At 63.2% G+C, this 24,634-nt stretch carries 24 protein-coding genes; 19 read left to right on the forward strand and 5 right to left on the reverse strand.

The window, feature by feature from the left end:
• Window position 1: 1 nt before the first annotated feature.
• The 16 genes from ACHHRT_RS05525 to gspH all read left to right on the forward strand — a co-directional run bounded on the left by ACHHRT_RS05525 (window position 2) and on the right by gspH (window position 15,871).
• Window positions 2-2,302 carry an LPS-assembly protein LptD gene (locus ACHHRT_RS05525; protein WP_395498534.1) on the forward strand — a complete coding sequence of 767 codons (2,301 nt, stop codon included), beginning with the start codon at window positions 2-4 and terminating at the stop codon, window positions 2,300-2,302.
• A gap of 4 nt (window positions 2,303-2,306) precedes the next feature.
• The gene (locus ACHHRT_RS05530; RefSeq protein ID WP_395498536.1) at window positions 2,307-3,284 is read left to right on the forward strand and encodes an acetyltransferase; all 978 of its coding nucleotides are present in this window, start codon (window positions 2,307-2,309) and stop codon (window positions 3,282-3,284) included.
• Window positions 3,281-4,327, forward strand: a complete 1,047-nt coding sequence (locus ACHHRT_RS05535; RefSeq protein WP_395498538.1) for a lytic murein transglycosylase — start codon at window positions 3,281-3,283, stop codon at window positions 4,325-4,327. The genes ACHHRT_RS05530 and ACHHRT_RS05535 overlap by 4 nt, the downstream gene beginning before the upstream one ends.
• On the forward strand, window positions 4,317-4,619 hold the full coding sequence (locus ACHHRT_RS05540; RefSeq protein WP_395498540.1) for a hypothetical protein: 303 nt from the start codon (window positions 4,317-4,319) through the stop codon (window positions 4,617-4,619). The genes ACHHRT_RS05535 and ACHHRT_RS05540 overlap by 11 nt, the downstream gene beginning before the upstream one ends.
• Window positions 4,620-4,766: 147 nt before the next feature.
• The gene (gene gspC, locus ACHHRT_RS05545; RefSeq protein WP_395498542.1) at window positions 4,767-5,711 is read left to right on the forward strand and encodes a type II secretion system protein GspC; all 945 of its coding nucleotides are present in this window, start codon (window positions 4,767-4,769) and stop codon (window positions 5,709-5,711) included.
• A 40-nt stretch (window positions 5,712-5,751) separates the two neighbouring features.
• A complete protein-coding gene (gene gspD / locus ACHHRT_RS05550; RefSeq protein ID WP_395498544.1) occupies window positions 5,752-7,719 on the forward strand; it encodes a type II secretion system secretin GspD in 1,968 nt (655 codons plus the stop codon).
• A 42-nt stretch (window positions 7,720-7,761) separates the two neighbouring features.
• Window positions 7,762-9,273 carry a type II secretion system ATPase GspE gene (gene gspE, locus ACHHRT_RS05555; RefSeq protein WP_395498546.1) on the forward strand — a complete coding sequence of 504 codons (1,512 nt, stop codon included), beginning with the start codon at window positions 7,762-7,764 and terminating at the stop codon, window positions 9,271-9,273.
• On the forward strand, window positions 9,273-10,493 hold the full coding sequence (gene gspF, locus ACHHRT_RS05560) for a type II secretion system inner membrane protein GspF (protein WP_395498548.1): 1,221 nt from the start codon (window positions 9,273-9,275) through the stop codon (window positions 10,491-10,493). Before gspE ends, gspF begins: the two co-directional genes overlap by 1 nt.
• Window positions 10,490-10,852 (forward strand): type II secretion system minor pseudopilin GspI, encoded by a 363-nt coding sequence (gspI, locus tag ACHHRT_RS05565; RefSeq protein WP_395498550.1) that lies wholly within the window; start codon window positions 10,490-10,492, stop codon window positions 10,850-10,852. Before gspF ends, gspI begins: the two co-directional genes overlap by 4 nt.
• Window positions 10,849-11,475: a type II secretion system minor pseudopilin GspJ gene (gene gspJ, locus ACHHRT_RS05570; protein ID WP_395498552.1), complete on the forward strand. Its 627-nt coding sequence runs from the start codon at window positions 10,849-10,851 to the stop codon at window positions 11,473-11,475. Before gspI ends, gspJ begins: the two co-directional genes overlap by 4 nt.
• On the forward strand, window positions 11,472-12,419 hold the full coding sequence (gspK, locus tag ACHHRT_RS05575) for a type II secretion system minor pseudopilin GspK (RefSeq protein ID WP_395498554.1): 948 nt from the start codon (window positions 11,472-11,474) through the stop codon (window positions 12,417-12,419). Before gspJ ends, gspK begins: the two co-directional genes overlap by 4 nt.
• A 7-nt stretch (window positions 12,420-12,426) precedes the next feature.
• Window positions 12,427-13,626, forward strand: coding sequence for a type II secretion system protein GspL (gene gspL / locus ACHHRT_RS05580; RefSeq protein ID WP_395498556.1), 1,200 nt, complete (start codon window positions 12,427-12,429; stop codon window positions 13,624-13,626).
• Window positions 13,623-14,144, forward strand: a complete 522-nt coding sequence (gene gspM / locus ACHHRT_RS05585; protein ID WP_395498558.1) for a type II secretion system protein GspM — start codon at window positions 13,623-13,625, stop codon at window positions 14,142-14,144. Before gspL ends, gspM begins: the two co-directional genes overlap by 4 nt.
• A gap of 2 nt (window positions 14,145-14,146) precedes the next feature.
• Window positions 14,147-14,896: a type II secretion system protein N gene (gene gspN, locus ACHHRT_RS05590; RefSeq protein WP_395498560.1), complete on the forward strand. Its 750-nt coding sequence runs from the start codon at window positions 14,147-14,149 to the stop codon at window positions 14,894-14,896.
• A 34-nt stretch (window positions 14,897-14,930) separates the two neighbouring features.
• The gene (gene gspG / locus ACHHRT_RS05595; protein ID WP_395498562.1) at window positions 14,931-15,368 is read left to right on the forward strand and encodes a type II secretion system major pseudopilin GspG; all 438 of its coding nucleotides are present in this window, start codon (window positions 14,931-14,933) and stop codon (window positions 15,366-15,368) included.
• Window positions 15,368-15,871: a type II secretion system minor pseudopilin GspH gene (gspH, locus tag ACHHRT_RS05600; protein ID WP_395498564.1), complete on the forward strand. Its 504-nt coding sequence runs from the start codon at window positions 15,368-15,370 to the stop codon at window positions 15,869-15,871. The genes gspG and gspH overlap by 1 nt, the downstream gene beginning before the upstream one ends.
• Here gspH and ACHHRT_RS05605 read toward each other — a convergent pair.
• The 5 genes from ACHHRT_RS05605 to ACHHRT_RS05625 all read right to left on the reverse strand — a co-directional run bounded on the left by ACHHRT_RS05605 (window position 15,858) and on the right by ACHHRT_RS05625 (window position 21,703).
• Entirely contained in the window at window positions 15,858-16,265 is a 408-nt protein-coding gene (locus tag ACHHRT_RS05605; protein WP_395498566.1) for a MerR family transcriptional regulator, read from the reverse strand. The genes gspH and ACHHRT_RS05605 overlap by 14 nt on opposite strands.
• A gap of 92 nt (window positions 16,266-16,357) precedes the next feature.
• Complete coding sequence (locus ACHHRT_RS05610) at window positions 16,358-17,791, reverse strand: NapC/NirT family cytochrome c (protein WP_395498569.1); 1,434 nt, start codon at window positions 17,789-17,791, stop codon at window positions 16,358-16,360.
• A 167-nt stretch (window positions 17,792-17,958) separates the two neighbouring features.
• On the reverse strand, window positions 17,959-19,401 hold the full coding sequence (locus ACHHRT_RS05615; protein WP_395498571.1) for a NapC/NirT family cytochrome c: 1,443 nt from the start codon (window positions 19,399-19,401) through the stop codon (window positions 17,959-17,961).
• Between the two features lie 2 nt (window positions 19,402-19,403).
• Window positions 19,404-21,173 (reverse strand): ATP-dependent zinc metalloprotease FtsH, encoded by a 1,770-nt coding sequence (gene ftsH / locus ACHHRT_RS05620; RefSeq protein WP_395498573.1) that lies wholly within the window; start codon window positions 21,171-21,173, stop codon window positions 19,404-19,406.
• A 314-nt stretch (window positions 21,174-21,487) separates the two neighbouring features.
• Window positions 21,488-21,703 (reverse strand): hypothetical protein, encoded by a 216-nt coding sequence (locus tag ACHHRT_RS05625; protein ID WP_395498575.1) that lies wholly within the window; start codon window positions 21,701-21,703, stop codon window positions 21,488-21,490.
• Between the two features lie 444 nt (window positions 21,704-22,147).
• Between ACHHRT_RS05625 and ACHHRT_RS05630 the strand changes: the two genes are divergently transcribed.
• The 3 genes from ACHHRT_RS05630 to ACHHRT_RS05640 are packed head-to-tail and all read left to right on the forward strand — an operon-like array spanning window position 22,148 to window position 24,631.
• A complete protein-coding gene (locus ACHHRT_RS05630) occupies window positions 22,148-23,200 on the forward strand; it encodes a cytochrome c3 family protein (RefSeq protein WP_395498577.1) in 1,053 nt (350 codons plus the stop codon).
• Window positions 23,181-24,077 carry a hypothetical protein gene (locus tag ACHHRT_RS05635; protein ID WP_395498579.1) on the forward strand — a complete coding sequence of 299 codons (897 nt, stop codon included), beginning with the start codon at window positions 23,181-23,183 and terminating at the stop codon, window positions 24,075-24,077. The genes ACHHRT_RS05630 and ACHHRT_RS05635 overlap by 20 nt, the downstream gene beginning before the upstream one ends.
• The gene (locus tag ACHHRT_RS05640; protein ID WP_395498581.1) at window positions 24,077-24,631 is read left to right on the forward strand and encodes a CHRD domain-containing protein; all 555 of its coding nucleotides are present in this window, start codon (window positions 24,077-24,079) and stop codon (window positions 24,629-24,631) included. The genes ACHHRT_RS05635 and ACHHRT_RS05640 overlap by 1 nt, the downstream gene beginning before the upstream one ends.
• Window positions 24,632-24,634 lie beyond the last annotated feature (3 nt).

The following is a 24,634-nucleotide window of genomic DNA, read 5'->3' on the forward strand; positions in this document are numbered from 1 at the left end:
GTTGGGCCTTAACTTTTGCCGGGCCCTGCTTCTGCTCCTGACCTTGGTGTTTCTGGTTCCCGGGGCCCGGGCCCAGGGGGAGTTGCTGTGGGAACTCAGTGCCGATCGCCTGATCCACCGGGAGGAGCCGGAGGGACGCCTGGTGCTGGCCGAAGGAGAGGTGGTCCTCTCCCGTCCGGCCTCGGCGGCGGGGGGGGCGCTGACCATCAAGGCCGACCGGATGAGCTATTACCCCGACCGGGGGCTGGTGGAGGCCCGGGGCCGGGTCAGCATCGAATCCCTCGACGAAGAGGTGGCGGCCGAGACCGTTTCCCTCTCCCTGGTCGACGAGACCGGGGCCCTGACCGGGGCCACCATCTTTTTGCCCGCCAGCGGGCTCTATATCAGGGGGGAGAGTATCGAGAAAACCGGGGATCTTACCTATGAGCTGCGGGATGCCTGGCTCTCCGCCTGCCATCCCGACGAGGACTGCCCCCCGGCCTGGTCCTTTACCAGCAAACGGGCCAAGATCACCCTGGAGGGGATGGCTCACCTCTATCACTCCGCTTTTCGGATCAGGGAAACCCCGACGGCCTATCTGCCCTACCTGCTGCTGCCGGCCAAGATCAAGCGCCAGAGCGGTTTTCTTTTCCCGGAATGGTCCCGTTCCCGCCGGGACGGGCTGGGGGTCAACCTGCCCTATTTTATCAATCTCTCCCCCAGCGCCGATCTGACCCTGCATCCCCGTTACCTGGAACACCGGGGCCTGCTGGCCGGGGCCGAGTTTCGCTACGCCGCCGGGCCCGCTTCCCGGGGGATGCTGGTGGCCAGTTTTCTCAAGGACCGGACGGTGGACGATGAGACCTACGATTTCAAAAACGACGGTCTGCTGCGAACTACCACCAACCGCTACTGGGTAAGGGGCAAGGCCGACCATGATTTCGGCGACAATCTGATCGGCCGGCTGGATCTGGATCTGGTCTCCGATCAGGATTTTATCCAGGAGTTTGATTCCGGCTCTCTGGGCCATCCCACCCTGGATCGGGAATTCAGCGAAACCTTCGGCCGGGACCTGCTGGAACCCTCCCTGACCACCCGCCAGTCGGCCCTGCAACTGGGCAAGATCCGCGACAATCTGGTGGTGAGCGGGGAGTTGCGCCTGCAGCAGGATTCCCGCCACGAAAAGCGGGCGGTCAGTCCCCTGCAATCCCTGCCCCGGCTCAACTTCGCCGCCCGCGCCCCCTTGCGGCAACGGCTCTCCAGCCTGGCCTGGAACAGTGAATATGTCCATTACTGGCGGAGCCGGGGGGTCGCCGCCCATCGGCTTGACCTGCATCCGCAACTAATCACCCCCATGCCCCGGGCCCGGGGCTGGCTGGAGGGCCGGATCACCAGCGGGGTACGCCAGACCATGTACCAGGTGACCGAGCACGGCGACGATCATCACTGGGAGCATGAGCGCTATCAGGATCGCAGCGCCGTCGATCTGGAGGCCAATCTGGCCACCACCCTGGTGCGCGATTTCGCCCTGGCCCGGGGTGGTGAGGGGTCGGCGGAGGCGGCGGAATCTTACCGTCGGCGCTGGCTGGAACATATGGTCCGGCCCAACCTGAGTTACACCTACCTCAATCGTACCGATGAGGAGAAGTTGCCTCGGTTGGATGCCGTCGATCGCCTGGAGCGGAAAGAGTGGTTAACCTACGAGTTGAACAACTATTTCGAACTGGCCGGGCTCAAGGCCGGCACCGACGGCCAGCCCGGGGATTTTACTTCCCGCTCCCTTGCTTTTTTCCAGGTGGCCCAGACTTACAACCTGCGGGAAAAATGGCGGGAAAACCTGGATCCCGATGAAGAGGGGCGGGAGTTGTCCGATCTCCGCTTCGAGCTGCAGCTCGATCCCTGGCCCAACCTCAACCTGCGCTACCAGACCAACCTCAGTGTTTACGGGCTTGGGGTCACCCGTTACGAATTGAGGGGCGGTTATCGCCCCGGGCGGGGCGGCTCCTTTTCCGTCAACTACCGCTACCTGAAATATGACCGGATGGTCGAACCCTATTTCTACACCACCCGCGGGGAGGAGATGCACGATATCGTCGCCCGGTTCAACACCCCGGTGACCTCCACCATCGGCCTTTACGGCATGCTCAACCAGTCCCTGAGCGAAGATCATATCGCCGAGGCCTCCGTCGGCATCCGTTATCAGCCCCACTGCTGGGCGGTTGATCTGGAGGTGCGCCGCTATCTTGAGGAGAAGAGCGTGATGATCATCTTCACCCTGGACGCCATTGGCCAATTCCTGCGGGGCAGCAAAAAGGGGATCTGAACCGATGCACTATTTTGATATCTTCAACGGTGACGCCGACGGCATCTGCGCCCTGCGCCAATTGCGCCTGGCCCGGCCCCGGCCGGAGGCGGAGCTGATTACCGGGGTCAAGCGCGACAACGCTTTATTGGCCCAGCTGGCCGGGCGGTCGGAACTGGCCGCCAGTGTACTCACCGTGCTTGATATCTCGCTGGATCGTAACCGGGAGGCGCTCCTGGCTCTGCCGGCGGGTTGCCGGGTTTTTTACGTCGACCATCACTATGCCGGCGCGATTCCCACCGCCGAAGGGCGCGAGTTTCATATCGAGCCCAATCCGGAACTTTGCACCTCGCTGATTGTCGATCGACTGCTGGAAGGGCGGTTCCGGCCCTGGGCGGTGGTGGGGGCCTTTGGCGACAATCTCCATGGTCCGGCCCGCCGGGCCGCCGCCCCCCTGGCCTTGGCCGAGTCCGATCTGCAGGCGTTGCGGGAGGTGGGGGAGTTGCTCAACTACAACGGTTATGGCGCCCGGTTGGCCGACCTCCACTTTCATCCGGCCGAGCTTTACCGGGCGGTGGGCGAGTTTGCCGACCCCCTGGAGTTCCACCGCCACTCGGCCCAGCTGCGCGCCCTGCGGGAAGGTTTTGCCCGCGATCTGGAGCAGGCCCGCCGGCTGCCCCCCCTGGAGGAGGGCCCGGCCGGTCGGGTTTTTCGCCTGCCGGATCAGCCCTGGGCCCGCCGGGTGGCCGGGGTCTTCGCCAATGAACTGGCCCGGGCTCGCCCGGCCCAGGCCCATGCCCTGCTGGTGGAACAGGGGGGCGAGGGCCTGCTGGTCAGTGTGCGGGCCCCCCTGGAGCGGCCCGCCGGCGCCGATGACCTCTGCCGGCGGTTTCCCAGCGGTGGGGGCCGGGCCGCCGCGGCGGGGATCAACGCCCTGCCGTTGGAACTGCTGCCCGCCTTTCTCGCCGCCTTCGCCGCCACCTTTGCCCCTCCGTCACCATGAAGCCACTCTTTCGTTACCCGCGTCCGCTGCTGTTGTTGCTGCCGTTGTGCCTGCTGTTTCTGGCGCCGGGGGCGTGGGGTGAGGCCGTATCCCCGCGTCCCGCCGATCTGGTGCGGGAGGGCCAGGCCATCGACCTGGACTCCCCCCTTTATCGAGAGCTGTTCGCGGAGCTGGTCGCGGAGCATGGCTTTGCCCGCCGGGAGCTTGAGGAGATCTTCACCGGGTTGACCATCAACCGGCGGGTGCTGGAGCTGATGGATGCCCAGTGGGAAGCCCAGCCCTACCATCGTTACGCCCCCCGTCTGCTCACCTGGTGGAATGTCGGCAACGGCCGGGTGCTGCTGGCTCGGCACCGGGAATTGCTGGCGCGAATCGAGGCCGAATTCGGGGTGGAGCGGGAGATTGTCGTGGCCATCTGGGGGGTTGAAAGCAACTACGGCAGCACCGAGGGGGCCTTTAACATTTTCCAGACCATGAACACCCTTTTTGCCGCCTACCCCCGGCGCAGCGACTTTTACCGGCAACAGTTGATCGAACTGTTGCTCTTGAGCCGGGAGAACGGCCTCGATCCCCGCGCCATCCGGGGCTCCTACGGCGGGGCGTTCGGGCAGGCCCAGTTTATCCCCTCCAGCTTCCGGGCCTACGCGGTGGACTTTGACGGCAGCGGCCGCCGGGATATCCAAGGCTCGGTGCCCGACGTGCTGGCCAGCATTGCCAACTACCTGCGCCATTTCGGCTGGCGTTTTGGCGCCCCCCTTTACGCCGAACTGGGCGATCGGTTGGGCGATCCCCGCCTGGAGGAGGCCCGGCTGGCCGCCAGGGCCGGCCTGCTACCCCGGGAGGAGATCGAGGCTCTCCAGGGGGTTGCCCTGCCCCCGGTTGTTGATAACCGGCCTTTGCGGGTTGTGGGCCTGGAGCTGGCGGATGGTGGTTGGCGCTATCTGGCCGCTTATCCCAATTTCCAGGCGATCACCCACTGGAACAACTCCTACCGCTACGCCATGGCGGTGATTCAGCTGGCGGAGAAGTTTCGTGCCGAGTAGACCCTTGGGGCTGGTTGGCCTGCTGCTGCTTGTCGCGGCCTTGCTAGTCGCTTGCGCCCAGGGTCCGGGGCGGCAGAGCGAGCAGCTGCTGGCTCGGGAGTATCGGGGGCAGAGCGAGGCGGAACTGCAAAGCTACTATCGTCAACTCAGCGATCAACTGGTCCGGGAAACCCGGGCCCTGCGCCAGGCCGGCCCCCTGGCCCGGCCCGCGGCGGAAAAAAGGCTGGAGCTGCTGCGGGGGCGCTGGAATGAGGTTCGGGCCGAGCTGCGCCGCCTGGAGGCGCCGCCATGAGAAAAACTTTTCTTGCTGATCAACTTGCGGTCTGCTAGTGTACGGGCTTTGTTCTGCAAATAATTGTGCGAAAATATCAGCCAGTTGGAGTTGTCGGCCAAGGTGAACATCATATCCACAGGGTGGTTGCGGGGGTTACCGGAGCGCATGGCAAATCCTGGCTGGCGGGCGGCCCCTGGTCGCTGGCGGGACTGGCTGGCCGATGAGCGGCAGCCCGCCCGTCTCCGCGCTCTCTGCCTGCTGTTGCTGCTCTTCCTCCTGACCCAGGCCGCCGCTCGTCTCACCTGGGATCTGCTTACTCCGCCGCCGGGTGTTGCCCCGGAAATAGCCGTGGGCCAGCAGGCCAGGCCCTCCGGGCCCAGGCCCGATGCCGCCGGCACCCAGGCCGCCGCTCTGGCTGAAAAACTGGCCGCCCTCCATCTTTTTGGCCAGGCCCAGCCCCAGGAGCAGGCGGTGGCCGAGGCCACCGCCATGATCGAGGCGCCGGAAACCACCCTGAGCCTGATCCTGAAGGGGCTGGTGGCCACCTCCGATGGTGAGCGCGGCCTGGCGGTGATCGCCGAAAAGGGCCGCCGGGGCGGGGAAGGGGTTTACGGCATCGGGGACACGGTGCCGGGCAATGCCGCCATTGAGGCGATCTTCGCCGACCGGGTGATCCTGCGCCGGGCCGGCAAGCTGGAAACGTTATACCTGGAGACCCCGGAAGAGGGGGCCGCGGTCCGTCCTCCGGCTGGCCGGCCCTCCCCCGCCGCCACCCGGCCGACCGCCGCCGGCGACCGCCGGCAGATCAGCCGTCGCTATGTGGAGCAGACCCTGGCCAATCTGCCGGATCTGGCCCGCCAGGTCGAGGTCCATATCCACAACCCGGAGGGGGGGCGGCACGGCTTCCGTCTGGTGGCCCAGCAGGGCAGCGAGTTTTTGAACAATCTCGGCTTGCAGCCGAATGATATTTTGTATGAGATCAACGGAATCCCCCTTACCGACGCCGGGGCGGCGATGGTTGCCTTTGAACAGCTGCGCAATGCCCGGGAGCTGCGCCTGATACTGGAACGTGACGGAGCGCAACGGCAGATCAATATCGCGATCAGGTGAACGATCCTCCATGCCCACAACAGTTGAAAGGTTTGAGATAATGGCCATCAGAAAAATAATTACCTTGCTCATGGTGCTGGGTTTGCTCTGGTCCGGTGCCCCGGTCCGGGCCGATGAAACCATCACCCTCAACTTCAAGGAAGCCGACATCGAGTCGGTCATCAACTCGGTGGCCCGGATCACCGGCAGAACTTTTATTGTCGACCCGGCGGTCAGGGGCAACGTCACCATCGTCTCCCCCCAGCCCCTGCGGGCCGATGAAGTTTACGCGGTTTTTCTCTCCATCCTCCAGGTCCATGATTTTGCCGCGGTCGAGACCGGCAAGGTGACCAAGATCATCCCCCTGGCCAAGGCCGGCCAGGACCTGGTGATCACCGCCGATGACGATCGGGCTCTTGACCTGCCCGAAGACCGGATCGTCACCCGGGTCCACAAGCTGCACAATCTCCAGGCCGACAAGCTGGTGCCGATCCTGCGCCCCCTGCTCAATACCCGGGCCGGCCAGATGTCCGCCCTGGCGGTCAAGGAGGGTAACTCCCTGATTATCACCGAACGGGCCGGCAACGTGGAGCGGCTGCTGCGGATCGTCCGCCGGCTGGATCAGGAGTCCGGCGGCGGGATGGAGGTGATTCGCCTGGAGTACGCCGACGCCCGCGAGGTGGTGGCGGTGATCACCGGACTGGAGATCGGTTCCGGCCGGCTCTCCGCCGATCAGCTGCGGATGGCGGCCGATGGCCGCACCAACAGCGTCCTGATGCAGGGGGATGAACAGCATCTGCTGCGGGCCAAGGCGATGATCATTCACCTGGACACCCCCCTGGCCAAGGAGGGCGACACCCAGGTGATCTTCCTCCGTTATGCCAGCGCCAAGGATCTGGTCCCGCTGTTGAGCGGGATTGAGCTGCCGGAAGCCGCGTCCCGCCCCGATGGTCAGGCCGTGCGCCGGGCCACCCCCCAGCGCAGCGAGGTCAACATCCAGGCCGACGAGGGGACCAACGCCCTGATCATGACCGGCCCCCCGGTGGCCCTCCAGGCCCTGCAGGCGGTGGTTCGCCAGCTGGATATCCGCCGGGTGCAGCTGATGATCGAGGCGGTAATCGCCGAGGTTTCCACCCGGAAAGAGCGAGATCTGGGGATCCAGTGGCTGGCCGGTGGCGAGATCGGCAATACCGGGATCGTCGGCGGTACCCTGTTCCCCGAATCCCGTTTGGGGATTGGCAGCATCGTCGCCCAGGACCCGGCCGCCCTGGCCGGCCTGGCCGGCTTCAACCTGGGGGTGATCGGCGGCACCACCGAGATCCTCGGCACCGAGTTTTTCAATCTGGGAGCCCTGGTCAACGCCCTGGCCACCGACGGCGATACCAATATTCTCTCCACCCCCAGTCTGGTCACCCTGGACAACCACGAGGCGGAGATCATGGTCGGCCAGAACGTGCCCTTCATCACCGGCAGCTATACCCAGGCCGGCGGCAGTGACGGCTCGGTCAACCCCTTCCAGACCATCGAGCGCCGTGATGTGGGGATCAAGCTGCGGGTCAAGCCCCAGGTCAACGAGGGTGATATCATCCGCCTGGATATCGTGCAGGAGGTCTCCAGCGTGGCCAAGGACAACCCGGCGGGGCCGACCACCAACACCAGGAGCATCACCACCAATGTTCTGGTTGAGGACGGCAAGGTGCTGGTGCTGGGGGGGTTGATCAGCGATGATCTCTCGGAAACGGTTTACAAGGTGCCGCTGCTGGGGGATATCCCCCTGCTCGGCGCCCTCTTCCGCTACACCAGCAGCGTGAAGGTCAAACGCAATCTGATGGTCTTTCTGCGGCCGGTGATTCTGCGCGATCCGGCCCAGAGCAGCCGGATCTCCCTGGATAAATACGATCTGATTCGGGGCTATCAACTGGAACGTGAGCGGCAGGGGGTCAAGCTGATGCCCGAGGAGAATCAGCCGGTGCTGCCGGAGTTCGATCTTTTTGAAAAACAGCACTCTCCGCAAACCGAGCCCCAATAATCAACCGGCGGCGCCTGGCCTTTGCCGCCGGCTAATTGCAGGATGAACAGCACTTTGACCGAGTCAGCCCCCAGCAAGCACCCCTCCTTTTCGTTCGCCAAGCGACACGGCGTTCTGGTGGCCGGCTACGACCAGGGCACGGCCCGGGTGGTGGCCCGGCCCGGGGTAACCCCCGGCTCCCTGGCCGAGTTGCGCCGTTTCCTCGGCCTCCCCCTCAAGGTGGAGGTGGTGGCCAAGGAGCGCTACGAGAGCCTGCTCCAGCAGACCTACGAGGGTGGCGCCGATCAGAATCTGCAGATGGCCCAGGATTTCGGCGAGGAGTTTGACCTCGACTCCATCGCCCAGCAGCTCTCCGAGCCGGAGGACCTGTTGGAGAGCCAGGATGACGCCCCGATCATCCGGTTGATCAACGGCCTGCTTACCCAGGCGGTCAAGGAGAACGCCTCCGATATCCACATTGAACCCTTTGAAGATCGCCTGCGGGTGAGGATCCGGGTGGATGGGATCCTCAAGGAGGTTATGCAGCCCAGTCGTTTGGTGGCCCCCCTGGTGATCTCCCGGCTCAAGGTCATGGCCCGGCTGGATATCGCCGAGAAACGGCTGCCCCAGGATGGGCGGATCTCGCTGAAGATCGCCGGGAGGCCGGTGGATGTCCGGGTCTCCACCATTCCGTCGGGTTACGGCGAGCGGGTGGTGCTGCGGCTGCTGGACAAGCAGGCCGGGCGGCTCGACCTGGAGCAGTTGGGAATGGACCCGGCCACCATGGCTTTGATGGACAAGCTGATCCACCGCCCCAACGGCATCCTGCTGGTCACCGGCCCCACCGGCAGCGGCAAAACCACCACCCTGTACGCCGTTCTGACCCGCCTCAATGAAAACATCCGTAATATCATGACCGTCGAGGACCCCATCGAATACTATCTCGACGGCATTGGCCAGACCCAGGTCAACACCAAGGTCCAGATGACCTTTGCCCGGGGTCTGCGGGCCATCCTGCGCCAGGACCCCGACGTGGTGATGGTGGGCGAGATCCGTGACCTGGAAACGGCGGAGATCGCGGTCCAGGCCAGCCTTACCGGTCACCTGGTGGTCTCCACCCTTCACACCAACACCGCGGTGGGCGCGGTTACCCGCCTGCGGGACATGGGGATCGAGCCCTTTCTGCTCTCCAGCACCCTGGTGGGGGTGCTGGCCCAGCGCCTGGTCCGGGTGCTTTGCCCCCATTGCCGGGAGCCCTACCGGCCCTCGGCGGCGGAACTGACGGACCTGGGCTTTAAACCCGCCGATCCCGAGACGGTCAGCCCCCCCACCATCTACCGGGCGGTGGGCTGCGAGCGTTGCCACCACCAGGGCTATGCCGGGCGGACCGGGATTTACGAGCTGATCGCTTCCGATGACCACCTCCAGGAGATGATCCACAACAAGGCCGGCCAGCACGAGATTGAAAGTTATGTCCGGACCAGAACCCCCGGGATTCGTCAGGATGGCTGGCGCCGAATCCGGGCCGGTGATACCACCGTTGCCGAGGTTCTCCGGGTCACCCAGGAGGATTGATGGGCGCCTTCGAGTACAGGGCGGTGGATCCCGCCGGCAAGACCCGCAAGGGGGTCATGGAGGGCGATACCCCCCGCCAGGTCCGGCAGCAGCTCCGGGAGAAGGGGTTGATGCCCCTGGCGGTTACGGCGGTGGCCGAGGGGCAGGGGAAGCCTGCTTCGGTGCGCCGGCGGCTCTTCGGCGGCCGGGTTCAGGCGGGGGACCTGGCGGTGATCACCCGCCAGCTGGCCACCCTGGTTCGCTCGGGCATCGTGCTGGAGGAGGCCCTGGGGGCGGTGGCCGAGCAATCGGAAAAGCCCCGCCTTAAAAGCGTGCTGATGGCGGTGCGTTCGCGGATTCTGGAGGGTTTTGCCGTGGATCGGGCCCTGGCCGAGTTTCCCGGCGCCTTCCCCGAACTTTACCGGGCCACCATGGCCGCCGGTGAACAGGCCGGCCATCTTGATGTGGTTCTGGAGCGGTTGGCCGACTACACCGAAGCGCGGCAACAGTTACAACAGAAGGTTTTCCTGGCCCTGCTCTATCCGGTGCTGCTCACCCTGGTGGCGGTGGCGGTGATCGCCGCCCTGCTGGTCCATGTCGTGCCCCAGGTGGTGGAGGTCTTTGAGCATATCGGCCAGAATTTGCCGCCCCTGACCCGGGGACTGATCGCCACCAGCGAATTTCTCCAGCAGCACGGTTTCATGCTGCTGCTGGCGGCGGCGGCTTTGATCATCCTGGCCAATTATCTGATGAAGCGGGAGCGGGTCCGGCGCCGGGTCCACCGCCGCCTGCTCCGCCTGCCCCTGATCGGCCGTTTTACCCGGACCCTGGAAGCGGCCCGTTTTGCCCGTTCCTTCAGTATTCTGATCGCCAGCGGGGTGCCGGTGCTGGAGGGTTTGAAGGTTTCCGCCCAGGTGGTGGGTAACCTGGCTCTGCGTGAGGCCTTGGAGCGGGTTCGAGCCAAGGTGCGGGAGGGGGGCACCATCCACCAGGCGATGGCGGCCGAGGGCTACTTTCCCCCCCTGACCATCCATTTGATCGCCAGCGGCGAAGCCAGCTCCAACCTGGAGCAGATGCTGGACCGGGCCGCCCTGACCCAGGAGCGGGAGACCGAAACGGTGATCTCCGCCGCCATGGGACTGTTTGAACCGGTGATGATCGTGGTGATGGGCGGCATCATCCTGACCATCGTCCTGGCCATCCTGCTGCCGATTTTTGAACTCAATCAACTGGTAAGATGAACAGCCGCGGCTTCACCCTGATGGAGATCATCATCGCCCTGCTGGTCCTCAGCGTGGTGGCCATCAGTGCGGTCAAGGCTTCGGGTAATGCCATCGGCAACATCCACTACCTCAAGCAGCAGAGTTTTGCCCACTGGGTGGCGATGAACAAGGCCGCCGAGATCTCTTCAGGCCCGGCGGGCTGGGAGAGCTGGGAGCGCAGCGGCACCGCCATGATGGCCGATCTCCAGTGGGTTTGGAGTTTCAGCGTGCATGATACCCCGGAGGCGGGGATGCGGCGGGTGGAGATAGAGGTCCGGCCAGAAGGGGGGCGCGGTGAGCCGGTGGCGGCCATCACCCTCTTCCGGAGGCGGCCATGAACCGGCGCGGCTTCACCCTGCTGGAGCTGCTGGTGGCCCTGGCCCTGTTCGCGGTGCTGTCACTGCTCACCTTCAGCAGCCTACGGGCCATGATCGACAGTAGGGAGCAGACCCGGGTCGAAGGGGAGCGGCTGGCGGCGGTGCAGATGGCCGTCTCCCGCCTGGCCCTGGATATCCAGCAGGCCCGGGACCGGGGGATTCGTGATGAGTACGGTCGCCATCAGCCGGCCATGCTTTACGGCCTGCTGGCCGGGGCCGGCCTGGAGCTCACCAGGGGTGGGCATCGGGGGCTGGATCCCCAGCGGAGCGGCAGCGGTATGCAGCGGCTTCGTTATCTGCTGGATGACGGCCGCCTGATTCGGGAGAGCTGGCCGGTTCTTGACCGGGGACCGGGGCTGACCACCTTTCGCCAGCCGGTGCTGGAGGGAGTGGAACTCTTTGAGGCCCGCTTCCTGGACAGCCAGGGGATATGGCACGGCAGTTGGCCGCCCATCGTGCCGGTTCCCCCCGAGGGTGGGCCCAGCTTTGATGATCGTTTGCCGGTGGCGGTGGAGCTGCTGCTGGAACTTGAAGACTGGGGCCGTTTGCGGCGCCTGCTGCCCCTGGCGGGAGGAGGCTTGTGAGCAGCCGGCTGCCAATCTGTCCATGGGTGATCGGTAATCAGCGCGGGGCGGCCCTGATCGCCGCCCTGCTGGCCGCGGCCCTGGTCACCACCCTGGCGGCGGCGATGATCTTCTCCCAGCAGCTTGATATCCGCCGCAGCGGCAATATTCTCCACGGCGACCAGGCCTACCTTTACGCCCTGGGGGTGGAGGAGTGGACGGCGCTGCTGCTGGGTCGGGCCGAGCCCGGGGAGGAGCATGAGTATCTGGGGCAGAGCATTCCCCCGATCATGGTGGAGGGTGGCCAGGTCAGCGGGCGGATGGATGATCTCCAGGGGCGGTTCAATGTCAATAACCTGGTGTTGGCCCCCGAGGAGCCCCGGGAGCAGGTCCGGCTCCAATTCCGGCGCCTGTTGACGGGCTGCGGTTTGGACCCGGAGCTGGAGCAGGCGGTTTCCGACTGGCTGGATGCTGACCAGGAGCCCCGTTTTCCCGGCGGCGCCGAGGATGGCGAATACCTGCGCCGCAACCCCCCTTACCGGACGGCGGATCGGCCCGTCGGCGACCCCCGGGAACTGTCGTTGGTTTACGGCCTGGATAACCAGGACTTTCAGCAGTGTCTGCTTCCCCTGCTCAGCGCCTTGCCCGAGCATACCCCGCTTAATGTGGGCACCGCGTCGGCCCCTCTGCTGGCCTCCCTCTCCGACCAACTTGATCCGGTCGACGCCGAACGGCTGGTGGCCGAACGGCCCCCGCGGGGCTACCAGTCCCTGGCGGAATTTATCGAGCTGCCGGCCATGGCCGGCAGTGGGCTGAGCGCCGAGGTTGCCGCCGGGTTCCTCGATGTGCAAAGCCGTTACTTTATGGTACAATCCGAGGTCGTGATCGGCCAGAGCCGGATCGTCCTCTTCTCCCTGCTCAGGCGGCAAGGAGAAGAGGTCAGGATCCTGCGGCGGAACAGGTAGGAGGCTTATGAAGCGAATCGTTATCAGAGTGGGAGCGACGGCCCCGGAACAGTGCGCCTGGGTCCGGATCGAGGTCGACGGCACCGCTACCCCCGGGCGGGGCTCGCTGGCGGAGCTGGCCGCCGCCGGCCCCAACGGTTATCGGCTCCTGGTTCTGGTTCCCGGCCCCGAGGTGCTGCTCACCCGGGTGAGTTTGCCCCCGGGCAACCGGAAACAGTTGCTTGCCGCCATCCCCTACGCCCTGGAAGAGTCGTTGGCCGCCGAGATCGAGGAGCAACATTTTGCCGTCGGCGGGGCCGATGGTGAAGGAGCCCTGGCGGTGGGGGTGATCTCTCGGGAACGTCTGGAACATTGGTTGCGGCTCTGTCGCGACCACGGCCTGGAGCCGGCGGCGATCTACCCCGAAACCCTGGCTCTGCCCCGGACCGATGGGGGAGTGAGTCTGCTGCTGGCCGACGGCTTGGCCCTGGTGCGCACCGGGCTGCAAGCCGGTTTTTCCTTGGAGGCCGACAGTCTTGATCTGCTGCCGGCCATGCCCGGTTTCGCGAAGGCGGGTGAGCTTCTGCTTTATCAGGTTGATGACGGGAGCGTGGTGCCGGCCGAGATTGCCGAGCTGGTCGGTGAACAGCGGACCGTCGACCCTCTCCTGCTGCTGGCCGAAGGATTGGTGGAAAAAGAGGCGATCAATCTGCTGCAGGGGGAATACAGTCCCCAGGCCCTGTGGGAGCGCCAATGGCGGCGCTGGCGGCTGCCCGCCGCCCTGCTGCTGCTGTTGCTGGTCATCCAGGCCGGGATCGGTCTGCGGGAAAACAGCCGCTTGGCCCATTACGAGCGGGAGTTGGGCGTGGCCGTCGAAGAGGTCTTTCGCCGCAGTTTCCCCGCCACCCAGCGGGTGGTCAATCCCCGGGTGCAGATGGAGCAGCAGCTCCGGGCTCTGCGGGGGGAGGGGCCAGCGACGACGGAGCGCAACTTTTTGCGGTTGCTGGATCTGGGGGCGCCGGCTCTGGTGGCCGGCAACAACGCCCAGCTCCGGGGACTGCGCTATCGGGCCGGCGAACTTGATCTCGAGCTGGAGATCAGCGATCTCCAGGCTCTCGATCGCCTTAAAGAGCAGTTGGTCGCCCAGGGGCTGGCGGTTGAAATTCGTACCGCCACCACCCGGGGTGAACAGGTCCAGGCCCGCTTGCAACTCAGGGAAAACCCATGATCAGTGATCTGCGTCTGCGTTTTGCCAGTCAGCTGGAAGCCTTGCTGGCCGATATTCCCCCCCGCCAGCGGCCGTTGCTCATGGTCGGCCTGGGCCTCTTGGGCCTGCTGCTTATCTGGCTGCTGCTGCTTTCTCCCCTCAATGCCTCCCGGGCCACTCTGGCCCGGGAAATTGCCGCCAAGGAGCAGGAGCTGCTCTGGATGCGGGCGGCGGCGGCCGAGGTGCGGCAATTCCAGTCGGCCACCGCTGGTGTGGGTGGGGGGGGCGGCGGCTCGCCCCTGGCGGTTATCGATACCAGCGCCCGCCAGCTGGGGCTGGGCCAGGCGATGCAGCGGGTGGAGCCGGTGGGTGGCCGCGAGGTCCGGGTCTGGCTGGAAAACGCCGTCTTTGATGACCTGCTGCGCTGGCTGGTGCAACTGGAGGCCGGCCATGGTATCCAGGTGGCGGAGATTGTGGTGGAGCCGGGTCGGACTGCCTCGGGCCTGGTCAACGCCCGGCTTACCCTGATGAGAGATTGAGCATGAAGAGATATTGGCTGACGGCCGGACTTCTGTTCGCCTTTTTTCTGGTCTATTATCTGCCGGCCCAGCTGGCCTGGCATTTTTTGCAAAAGCAGGGCGTCGGCCTGGTTGATCTCCACGGCATCAACGGGCCCTGGCACACCGGCTCGGCTGTTTCCGGCCAGCTCTGGGGCACCCCGGTGCGCGATCTCTCCTGGCGGCTGCGACCGCTGCCTTGGGCCCCTCTGCGGGGGTGGCTGCAAGGAGCGGTTGGCAATGAGGGCCGGTTTGAGGGCTGGCTCCAGACCGGCTGGCGGGGGCCGGCCGGCCCGGTTAAACTGACCGCCGTCGAGGCCGCCATTCCCCTCTCCATTTTTAGTGGCCAGCTGGCCCGGCAGGGATTGGCGGTGGATGGTCTGGTGACTGCCAGTTTGGGGCGACTGGAACTGGCCGGCGCCACCCCCCTGCGGGGCGAAGGGGAGATCTGGTTGCGCGGTTTTCGGGCTTTGCAGCCCATGGCCATGGGGCTGGGGGATTTTCGCGGCGAGATCGGTTCCGACGGCGACGGCCTGCGGGTGGTGTTGCGGGATCAGGGAGGGCCCCTGCTGCTCGAGGGTCTGGTGGCTCTGGACTCGACCAGGCGCTACACCCTGGCGGCCGACCTGTCTCCCCGTGATCCCCAGAACCGGGAGCTGGTCACGGTTCTGGGCTTTCTCGGCCGTCCCGATCGTGATGGGGTGACCAAGCTCAACCTGGCGGGACAGCTTTAATTTAACGACGGCAATAACAGGTAAGGTGCTAATTATGATGAGCAAGAGAGGCAGAGAGGCCGGATTTACCCTGATTGAGATCATGGTGGTGGTGGTGATTCTGGGGATCCTGGCGGCGGTGGTGGTGCCCCGGATCATGGATCGGCCCGACCAGGCCCGGATAACCAAGGCGGCCCAGGATATCCGCATCCTGGAAAACGCCCTGCGGCTTTATCGCCTGGATAACTTCTTCTATCCCTCGACGGAGCAGGGTTTGGAGGCCCTGGTGGCGCGGCCCACCACCCCGCCGGAACCCCGGCGCTGGAAAGAGGGGGGCTATGTCGATCGCCTGCCCCGCGACCCCTGGGGCAATGAATACCAGTATCTCAATCCCGGCCAGCATGGCGAGATCGACATCTTCTCCTACGGAGCCGATGGCCGACCCGGTGGCGAGGGGGTCAACGCCGAGATCGGCAACTGGAATATCGAATAATGACGGCCAGGGGCTTTACCCTGCTGGAACTGCTGGTGGTGTTGCTGATTATCGGCATCATGCTGGGAGCCGTCGGTTTCTCCATGGGAACCCGGGAGCGGCAACTGGAAACCGAGGCCGAACGGCTTGCCGCCCTGCTGAAACTGGCCCGCCAGGAGACCCTGCTCACCGCCGCCGAGACCGCGGTCGGCTTTCATGCCGAGGGTTACCATTTCTACCGGCGCCACGAAGAGCAGTGGCTGCTGCTGACCGAAGGGGCGCTGCGTCCCCGGCACCTGGACTCCGATTTTAAATTGGAACTGCGCTTTCCCGAGGAGGATGATGGGCTGGTACAGCTGCCCTACCTCAATGACGATGAGGAGGGGCGCTTGCTGCCCCGGGTCTATTTTTTGTCCGGGGGGGAGGTGACGCCCTTCGAGTTACGGCTGGCGGTGGAATCACTCGGGGGGGGGCTGGTGCTGCGGGGTAATCTCCAGGGGGAGATCAGTCTTAACCCTTCATGACCTCGCCCATGGCCTTGATGTAAACCGGGCATTGCCGACACTGGCGAAACTCCTGGGAGCATAAGCTGCTTGCCGCTTGCCAGCAGGGCGTGCTCTGATCGATAAAGGCCGAACACTGATCCCTCACTTCCGGCGGGCATTTTTTGATCTTCCAGCAGGGGGTGAGTTCCAGCAGCATCTTGATCCCCGGGATGCTGATCCCCTTTTGATGGATGAGGTCACGCAGACAGGTGATCCAGGCGATGTCGTCGTTGGAGTAGTAGCGCTTGTTGCCCTTGCGGGATGGTTTTACCAGGCCCTCTTCCTCGTAGATCCGCAGGGTTCGCGGGTGGACGGACAGGAGCTTGGCGGCTACGCTGATCGGGTAAATCGCTTCTTGGTTGCCAATGGCCATGGCTAGCACTCTGCTGTTTGGCTGTCCTTTGAAAAGGGCAATTTTTAGGGGGGTGCGGCACCCATCCCTTGTACCGCACCCCGACGGATCAATCAATAGGGGAAATCGTGGCAGAGGCTGCAATCCTGGGAGATGGTCCGCCCCTTCTCCGATACGTGCTTGGAGTCGTGGCAGCGGAAGCAGCCATAGGCGTTCTCTTCAAAGCTGTGCCCCAGATGGCTCTGGTAGGTTCCCCACTCGATCTTCATATCGGGCCAGACGTTGCCGAGATAGCTATCCAGCAAATACTCGCCCGCCTTGCGGATATCTGATTCATACTGGCGGGCCAGTTCCGGGTTCCGCTGCCTTTGCAGCTCCAGCAGCCGGGGAATCAGTTGTTCCTGGGCCTCCTGACGGGAGGCGTAGTCGTACTTGATGGCGCTCAAGCTGTCCTGGCGAATGCCGGGGATGTCGCCATTAATGGCCTTGGAAAGCAGGCCGAAGTCCACCCGTTCCACCGGATCATGGAAAACGTGGGTCGGCCGGTTATGGCAATCGATACAGTCCATCAAGCGCCAGTTGTTTTCGGCCCCGGCCGGAACCTCGATCGCTTCGTTGACAAACTCCTCGTAGCTGCCGTCGGGCCGGGTCACCTGGATGCGGGCAATCTGCAGGCGCTCTTTGTCCACGGGCAGGTAGCGGACCTCAACGGCGTGGCTGACATGCCAGTGAATCCCCTCAAAGGCGTCGGTTTCGGGGTTGCGCCCCCCGATATGCAGGGCGACCTCCGTCCGCCGGGGCTCCTTCTGGTTATTGTTGGTGAAGCTAACAAACTCTTTGATTCGTTTGCCGTGGAATTTTTCCGGCCAGTGGCAATTTTCACAGGTATCGGTGGCCGGTCGCAAATGCTCCACCGGGACCGGAACGGGGCGGCTGAAGTTGCCGGTCCCCATGGCCACCACCTGGCGCAGCCCGGAGATCTTGGACTTGACGAACCAGTCCGCTCCCGGGCCGATGTGGCAGTCCACGCAGCGGACCCTGGCATGGGGCGAGCGCTGATAGGCGACATACTCCGGTTCCATCACCTGGTGGCAGACCATGCCGCAGAAGTAGGGTGATTCGGTAAAATGGAAACCGCCGTAACCGGCCACTCCCAGGATCCCGAAGTTGACCACCGTGATGATGATGAAGGCGACCAGAATCTTGCGGTGCCGGTGGTCGCTGAGGTTGATGTGGAGATACTCGCCGGAGGTGCCGTCCCGGTGCATCTGCTGCCGGCGCAAATAGGCGGCCAGGGGCATGAGCAGCAGGCCGATGATCATGATCCCGGGCAGAACCAGGAACGCGAACACGGTGGTATAGGGGCTTAAGACCAGCCCCAGCAGATCGATGATGACCACGATCACCATCATGGTGGCGCTGATGGTCGCCAGGGTAAAGCCCAGCAGGCCCAGGGGTGAGCGCCACATGGCCCCCAGCAGCTGTTTCCAGGTACTCTCGTGGGCCGGGGTCGGGGTCCCGGTTTGGTTTTCTTTGTCGTTGCCCATCTCTCTCTCCTGCTGTTTCAAAAATAAACATTAAATGATGCCAATAATAGTCTCACGCTGTGAGACCGGCAAGGGTAGCTCAATCGTGGCGGAGTTTCAATAATATTTTTATCAATCGATCTTTTTTCTGGGGAAGCGGCCGGGGATAATCCCGGAACTGCCCGTGACTATTTCCCCCTGAGGGTTCGCAGGATCTCGGGATCCGACTCCTCGTGGGCGAGAACAACGTGGCAAGTCCGGCAATCGTGGGAGATGCTGTTGCCGGTCTCGTCGGCGAACTGGGGGTTGTGGCAGCGGAAGCAACCGGGGCTGTCCTGGTGGCCGGCGAAGTTTTCGTAGGTGTTCCAGGTGACATTCATCTCCGGAAAGACATTTTCCGCGTAGGCCTGGTAGATCCCCTGTATCGCCCGGTCCAGCAGCGGCTTCTTTTCCCCGGCGTATTCAGGATAGTTCTGGCCGTACCAGCCGTGCAGCTGGCGGGTGATGGCGATCTGGGCCTCTTGGGAGTTGGCGTACTGCTGGGTGATGGCGGCCTTGGCCTGCCGCTTGATATAGGGGATCTGCTGCGAGATCTCGCCGGAGGCGATACGGCGATCCAGGGCCTCGTCGGGGGAAAGAAAGATATGGGTCGGGCGATTGTGGCAATCGATGCAGTCCATGAGTCTGGTGATGGCGGTGGCTTCGGTGGCGGCGGTTTTCTCCCGGCGGGTGAAGACCCTTTCGCTGCCATCGTTTTTCACCACCTTAACTTCGATGATATCTTTCCGTTCCCGATCGGTGTGGGTGTAGTAGATCTTCTGCTGGGGGGAGATGTGCCAGTGGATGCCGTTGGCCTGTTCGCCGCGGTAGCCGCCCGAGCCGATCTGCACCAGGAGGATGGTCTGCAGGTCGCTGTTTTGCTCATCGGCCTGGTAGCGATGCTTGATGTGCAGCTTGTCGCCGTGAAAAGTTTCGGGCCGGTGACACTGGACGCAGGTTGCCTGGGTGGGGCGCAGCCCTTCCGTGGGAGTTTTGATGGGGCGGGAGTATGTGTCGAAGGTCACGGCAAATATCTGGTTGATCCCGGAAATCTTGCTTTTGGCCTTCAGGCCGGCGCTCTCGCCGATATGGCAGTGGACGCAGGGGATCTGGGAGTGGGGAGAGTTGCGGTAGGAGACCAGTTCGGGTTCCATGGCCTGGTGGCAGAACTGGGTGCAGAAGCTCACCGTTTCGGTGTAACGGAACCCGGTGTAGGAGACCACCACCACCACCAGCACGATAAAAAAACTCAGAAAGTAAACCGTACCCAGCAGTCTTCTGACCCGGGAGAGCCGCCCGGGCAGGGTAAGCTGTTCCTTGATGTACTCAAAGGCGTACAGCCCGATCTCTTCGTCATTGCTGGGCAGAAAAAAGATTCCCAGGATAATCATGATCAGACCCACCGCGAAGAGCGGTCCGATGATCATGTAGGTGAGGAAGCCGAAATAGGGGTTCTTCACCAGCCCCAGCAGATCAAGGATCAGCGAGGCCGACAGGACTGGCAAAAGGATGGCCACCAGAATGCAGCCGATGATCGCCACTCGGCTTTTGCTTACGCTCTTAAGAACTATACTCAGGGTATCGCGGCTCATGGTTAAGGTTCTACTCCTGTCGGCTGGTGGTGGGGCCGGTTTTCGCAGGCCCCTTGGGACTCGTGCTGCTCTCTTTGGGTGCAATCGTGGATGATCTGCATCTCTTGCCGGTCGATGGTTTCCGCCTCCAGCAGTGATTCGGTTAACTGGTCCAGAAAGCGTCGCTCTTTATCCAGAATGGCCCGGGCGCAGCGGTATCCCTCCTCGACCAGAGAGCGGACTTCGCTGTCGATCAGCCGGGCGGTCTCTTCACTGAAATTGTTTTGCGCCGTGGGCCCGCCTAAAAAACCTTGGTTTGCCTTGAAGTAGGCCAGGGGGCCGACCTTCTCGCTCATTCCCCACTTGCAGACCATGTTGGTGGCCAGCTCCACCGCCTGGGCCAGATCCCCTTCCGCCCCGGTGGAGATCTGGCCCAGGAGTACCTCCTCGGCCGCTCTGCCGCCCATGATGATGGCCAGGCGATGGCGGAGATAGTGGTCGGTGTAGGCGTAGCGATCCTGGATGGGCTGTTGTTGGGTGCTGCCCATGGCCTTGCCCCGGGGGATAATGGATATTTTGTGGAGGGGATCGGTATCCGGCAATATCCAGGCCACGATGGCGTGGCCGGCTTCATGGCAGGCCATGGATCTTTTGTCCTGCTCGTCAATGACCAGCCCCTTGCGCTCGATCCCCATCAGGATCCGGTCTTTGGCCATATCCAGATCATCCTGGTCGATGACATCCTTTTCAGTGCGGCCGGCAATCAGGGCTGCTTCGTTGACCAGGCTGGCCAGTTCGGCGCCGGTGAAGCCCGGGGTGACCCGGGCCAGATCGTCCAGGTTGACATCGGGGGCCAGCTTGATGTTGCGGGTGTGGACATCGAGGATGGCCCGGCGACCTTTGACGTCCGGAGGCAGGATGGTGATAATGCGGTCAAAACGGCCGGGACGGAGGAGGGCGGGATCCAGAATGTCGGGGCGGTTGGTGGCCGCGATCACAATTACCTTTTCGTGGGAACCGAAACCGTCCATCTCCACCAGCAAGGCGTTGAGGGTCTGGCCGCGTTCCTCCTGGCCTCCGGCGGAGCCGGCCCCGGCCCGGTGTCCTCCTACCGCGTCGATCTCATCGATGAAGACGATACAGGGGGAATTTTTTTTCGCTTCCCGAAAGAGGTCGCGTACCCGGGAGGCCCCGACGCCCACAAATTTTTCAACAAAATCGGAACCGTTGATGCTGAAAAAAGGCACCCCGGCCTCGCCGGCGATGGCTTTGGCCAGCAAAGTTTTGCCGGTTCCCGGGGGGCCGAGAAAAAGGACCCCCTTGGGAATTATCGCTCCAAGGCGACTGTATTTTTTGGGTTTTTGCAGAAAGTCGACGATCTCCAGGAGTTCATCCCTGGCTTCCGGAATGCCGGCCACATCCCGGAAGGTGATGATCCGGTCGGCCTGGCCGCTCATCACCGCCCGGCTTTTGGCGAAATCCGCCGAACTTTCGGTTTGGGTGTTTCTTCGGTTCATCATGAACCAGACGATCATAATGAGCAGGACCGGGATGGCGATGGTCAGCAAATTCCAGATTCGGTCGGAATGGTCGCTGGCGCCATAAACTTTGACACTCTTGGCCAGCAAGCGATCAGCCAGCCCGTCGGGGTCGGGGGTGTAGGTTTTGAACTGGCGGTCATAGATATCGTGGAGGGTGACGTTATTGCCGGCGAGATGAACTTCGCGGATCTCGTCCTTCTCCAGGAGGAGAACGAATTCGTTGTAGCTCAAAGTCGAAAGCCGGTTCTCCACGCTCCAGAAGAGGTATCCGATACCGCCAAAAACGGTTAAAAGGAAAATAACGTAGGCTGTGCGGGTGAATGCGGACAAGGCCGAGACCTCTACACTGGTTTAGATGACCACTGGCCCGCGGCAGATCGCGGTATCTCTGACGTTAACGAAGCGAGAATACCACAGATAGAAAGAGCTAAGAAGCGGTAAAATAACAAAGGAGCTGTTTCTCTTTGGTACCGGCTGGGGTGGGTAGTCTGCGGCCCGCTGCTCGAACAACTACGGGCCCGGTGGCTATAGCCACCGGGCCCGTAGTTGTCAGCCACTCTCTGGAATCAGCCGCCGATGACGGCGGTGAAGAAGCCCTGGATCAGGGAGAGAGGGGAGCCGGCAGCCACCAAGGCGCCAACAAAGCTTACAACCCCCCACACGCCAACGAGGGCGCCGGCGCCGAGCATGGTGGCAAGGGTGGCTTTGCCGATCACGTCATAGGTGCTCTCGGTGCCAACTTGGGTACCAACCTGGTTTTTTGTCATAGTTGCAGTCGTCATGGCCATTCCTCCCGGTTTTTTAGTCTGGTGTCAAGCTCCAATCCCAACACTCGAGCTTTGACTACAGAGTAATACCTCATCGTTAACGTGTCAAGGAGAAATATAAAAAAATAGTTTGATAAATCAGTGGGTTGACTTGCCCCTTCTGGGTTGTAGTATTATCCTTACCTGGAGATTTTCATTATCTTGACAACTATTTTTGGCATAGCGGGGAAGCAGCTTTGTTGCGGTGGCCGGCCAGGTTCAGATTGTACAGGGCGCCGGTTGGAACATTTCCGCGGTTCGAAATGGTTGTTGCAAGTTTTTTTGCTGTTGACACCATAAGTTGCGTCTGATACTTGGTGTCAGTAGCAGATAAAACATGCAACCATAGTTAGTGGTTTTCGGCCCCGGCCGCCAAGCCCGCCACCAAATCTGGCCCCTAATACCATTTGGAGGATTCCCATGCCCAATATTCGCTCCTTTGCCGCCATTTTTTCTTTGGTGCTGGTTCTGACTGGCGGTTGTGTGTTGCTGGCCACGGTTAACGGCAGTGCCGCCAATGGCGCCCTGGGGCCGGTGGCCGATTCCCAGGCGGTCTCTTTTCATGCTCCCTATAACAGCGGGCAATGCGCGATCTGCCATGATCCCAGCGTCCCTGTTGCCGGCAGCCCCGGCAAAATCACGGAAGAGGAGGGAGCCCTCTGCGCCTCCTGCCATTATGATCTGGAGGAAGCGGTCCAGCATAGTCAGGTGGTACACGCGCCGGTGATGATGGGTTGCTCCGGCTGCCATAACCCCCACAATTCAACCAACGTTAGCCTGTTGATCGATCAGCCCAAAAACCTCTGCCTGAGTTGCCATGACAATATTCAGCAGGTCATCGCCGGGGCCAGGGTGCAGCATGACGCGGTGATCGACGAGACCAACTGTCTGAACTGCCACACCCCCCATGCCTCCGATGTCCAGCATCTGCTCACCGCTCTCCCTTTCGATCTCTGTGTCTCCTGTCACAGCGAGGACAAAAAGGTTGCCTCTGATGGCCGCCTGCTGACCAACTTCTCCTCTCTGTTGGCCCAGAACCCCTATCATCATGGGCCGATTGAGGGCAAGGATTGCAGCGCCTGCCACCTGACCCATGGGGGAGAACACTACGCCCTGCTGGTGGCCGATTACCCGGCCCGCTTTTACGCCCCCTACGACCCGGATAATTACGCCCTCTGCTTCCGCTGCCACAACGACGCCAATATGACCGATCCGGAAACCACCACCACCACCCGCTTCCGGGACGGTTCCCGCAACCTGCACTATCTCCACGTCAATAAGCCCGATCGTGGCCGGACCTGCCGAGCCTGCCATGAAGTGCACGCCTCGGAAAACCCGCACCAGATCCGCGACGCCGTCCCCTTTGGCCCCCGCAACTGGATGCTCCCCATCAACTACACCAAGACCGACACCGGCGGTTCCTGCGCCCGCACCTGCCACCAGACCCTGAGCTATGACTACACCAAGAAGTAGCGGGGAGATGCCCACGGTGCGGCCCCGGTGCAACGATTTGGGCCGGTCGGCGATCGGTGGGCTGGTCATCGGGATGCTTTTGCTGCTGCCGCAGTTGGCCTGGCCCGATGAGGGTGCCGCCTTTTACAATCTCGAGGTGGGGGTGGATGTGATCGAAAACGTGGTCCTGCCCACCATCGCCGGCGGAGAGGCTCCTCTGTTGGACGACAAACAGGGGGCCAATGTTTTCATCTTTTTCAGTCCGGCCAATGGGTCTTCCCACCGGGGCCTTGATGATATGGGTCGGTGCGCCGAAGAGTTGGCCGACTATTCGGTCCACTGGGTGGGCCTGGTCTCCGATCGCTATCCCTTGGCCGAGGTGCGGGCGATGGTGGCGGAGACCTCCTTCGCCGGGCCGGTCCTGATCGATCAGGGCAACGCCCTCTACGGCAAGTTTGGGGTTCGTCTTTTTCCGGTGGTGGGGGTGACCGATGGCGCCGGGCTGCTCACCGCCTACCAGCCTTTCCGCCAGATCAACTTCTGCGCCCGGGTCAAGGCCAGGATTTTGCACACCCTGGGGGAGATCGACGCGGCTGAACTGGAGCGGCGCCTGAATCCCCAGGCGGTGGACCCCCGGGCGGAGACCGCAGTGGCTCAGCGCAACCTGCGGTTGGGCCAGCGCTTCCTGCAGATCGGCGATTATGAGCAGGCCCTGGCCACCGCCCGGCGCAGCCTGGAATTGGCGCCCGATCTGGCCGCCGCCCATGGTCTGGCCGCGCTGGCTCTGGCCCATCGGCAGCAGTGTCAGGCGGCCGCGGTCCATATCGAACGAGCCCTGACTGGCGATCCCCGGGAGGCGAAAGCCCTGGCTGCCCGCCAACTATGTGGAGGTGAGTGATGAGTTTCTACCGTTTTTTGTCCCTGGTCGCTTTTTTGGCGGCGCTGCTGGCCGGAGGTGGCCTGGTGGCCCTGGCCGGCAAGGATAGGCCCACCGCTCCCGCCGCTGCCGGCTCCGCCGCCCAAGTGGATTTTGTGGCCGAACTGGTTGCCGACACCCTTGGGGTGCGGCCGGTGGAAACCGAGGCCCGGGGCCGGGTGGAATTCACGCTGGTGGAAGGAGGGGGGGGCTTGGCCTACAGAATCGAGGTAAGCGACCTGGAAGACGCCTTCATGTCCCATCTCCATCTGGGTACGGCGGAGGATCGTTACGGTTCGCTGGTGGTCTGGCTCTGGCCCGATGACGGCCGCCGGCGGGAGGTGTTGGAAGGCCGCTTTTCCGGAATTTTGCAAGAGGGGGTGATCCGGGCGGAAAATCTTACCGGGGCCCTGGCCCACAAAGAGCTGACCGATCTGCTGACCGCCATCCGGGCCGGCCGGATCTTCGCCGATATCCATACCCGCCGTAATGTGCCCGGGGAGTTGCGCGGGCAGGTGCTGATTCCATCTCCATAAGGC

The sequence above is a fragment of the Desulfurivibrio modestus genome (assembly GCF_044068625.1).
Taxonomy (GTDB): domain Bacteria; phylum Desulfobacterota; class Desulfobulbia; order Desulfobulbales; family Desulfurivibrionaceae; genus Desulfurivibrio.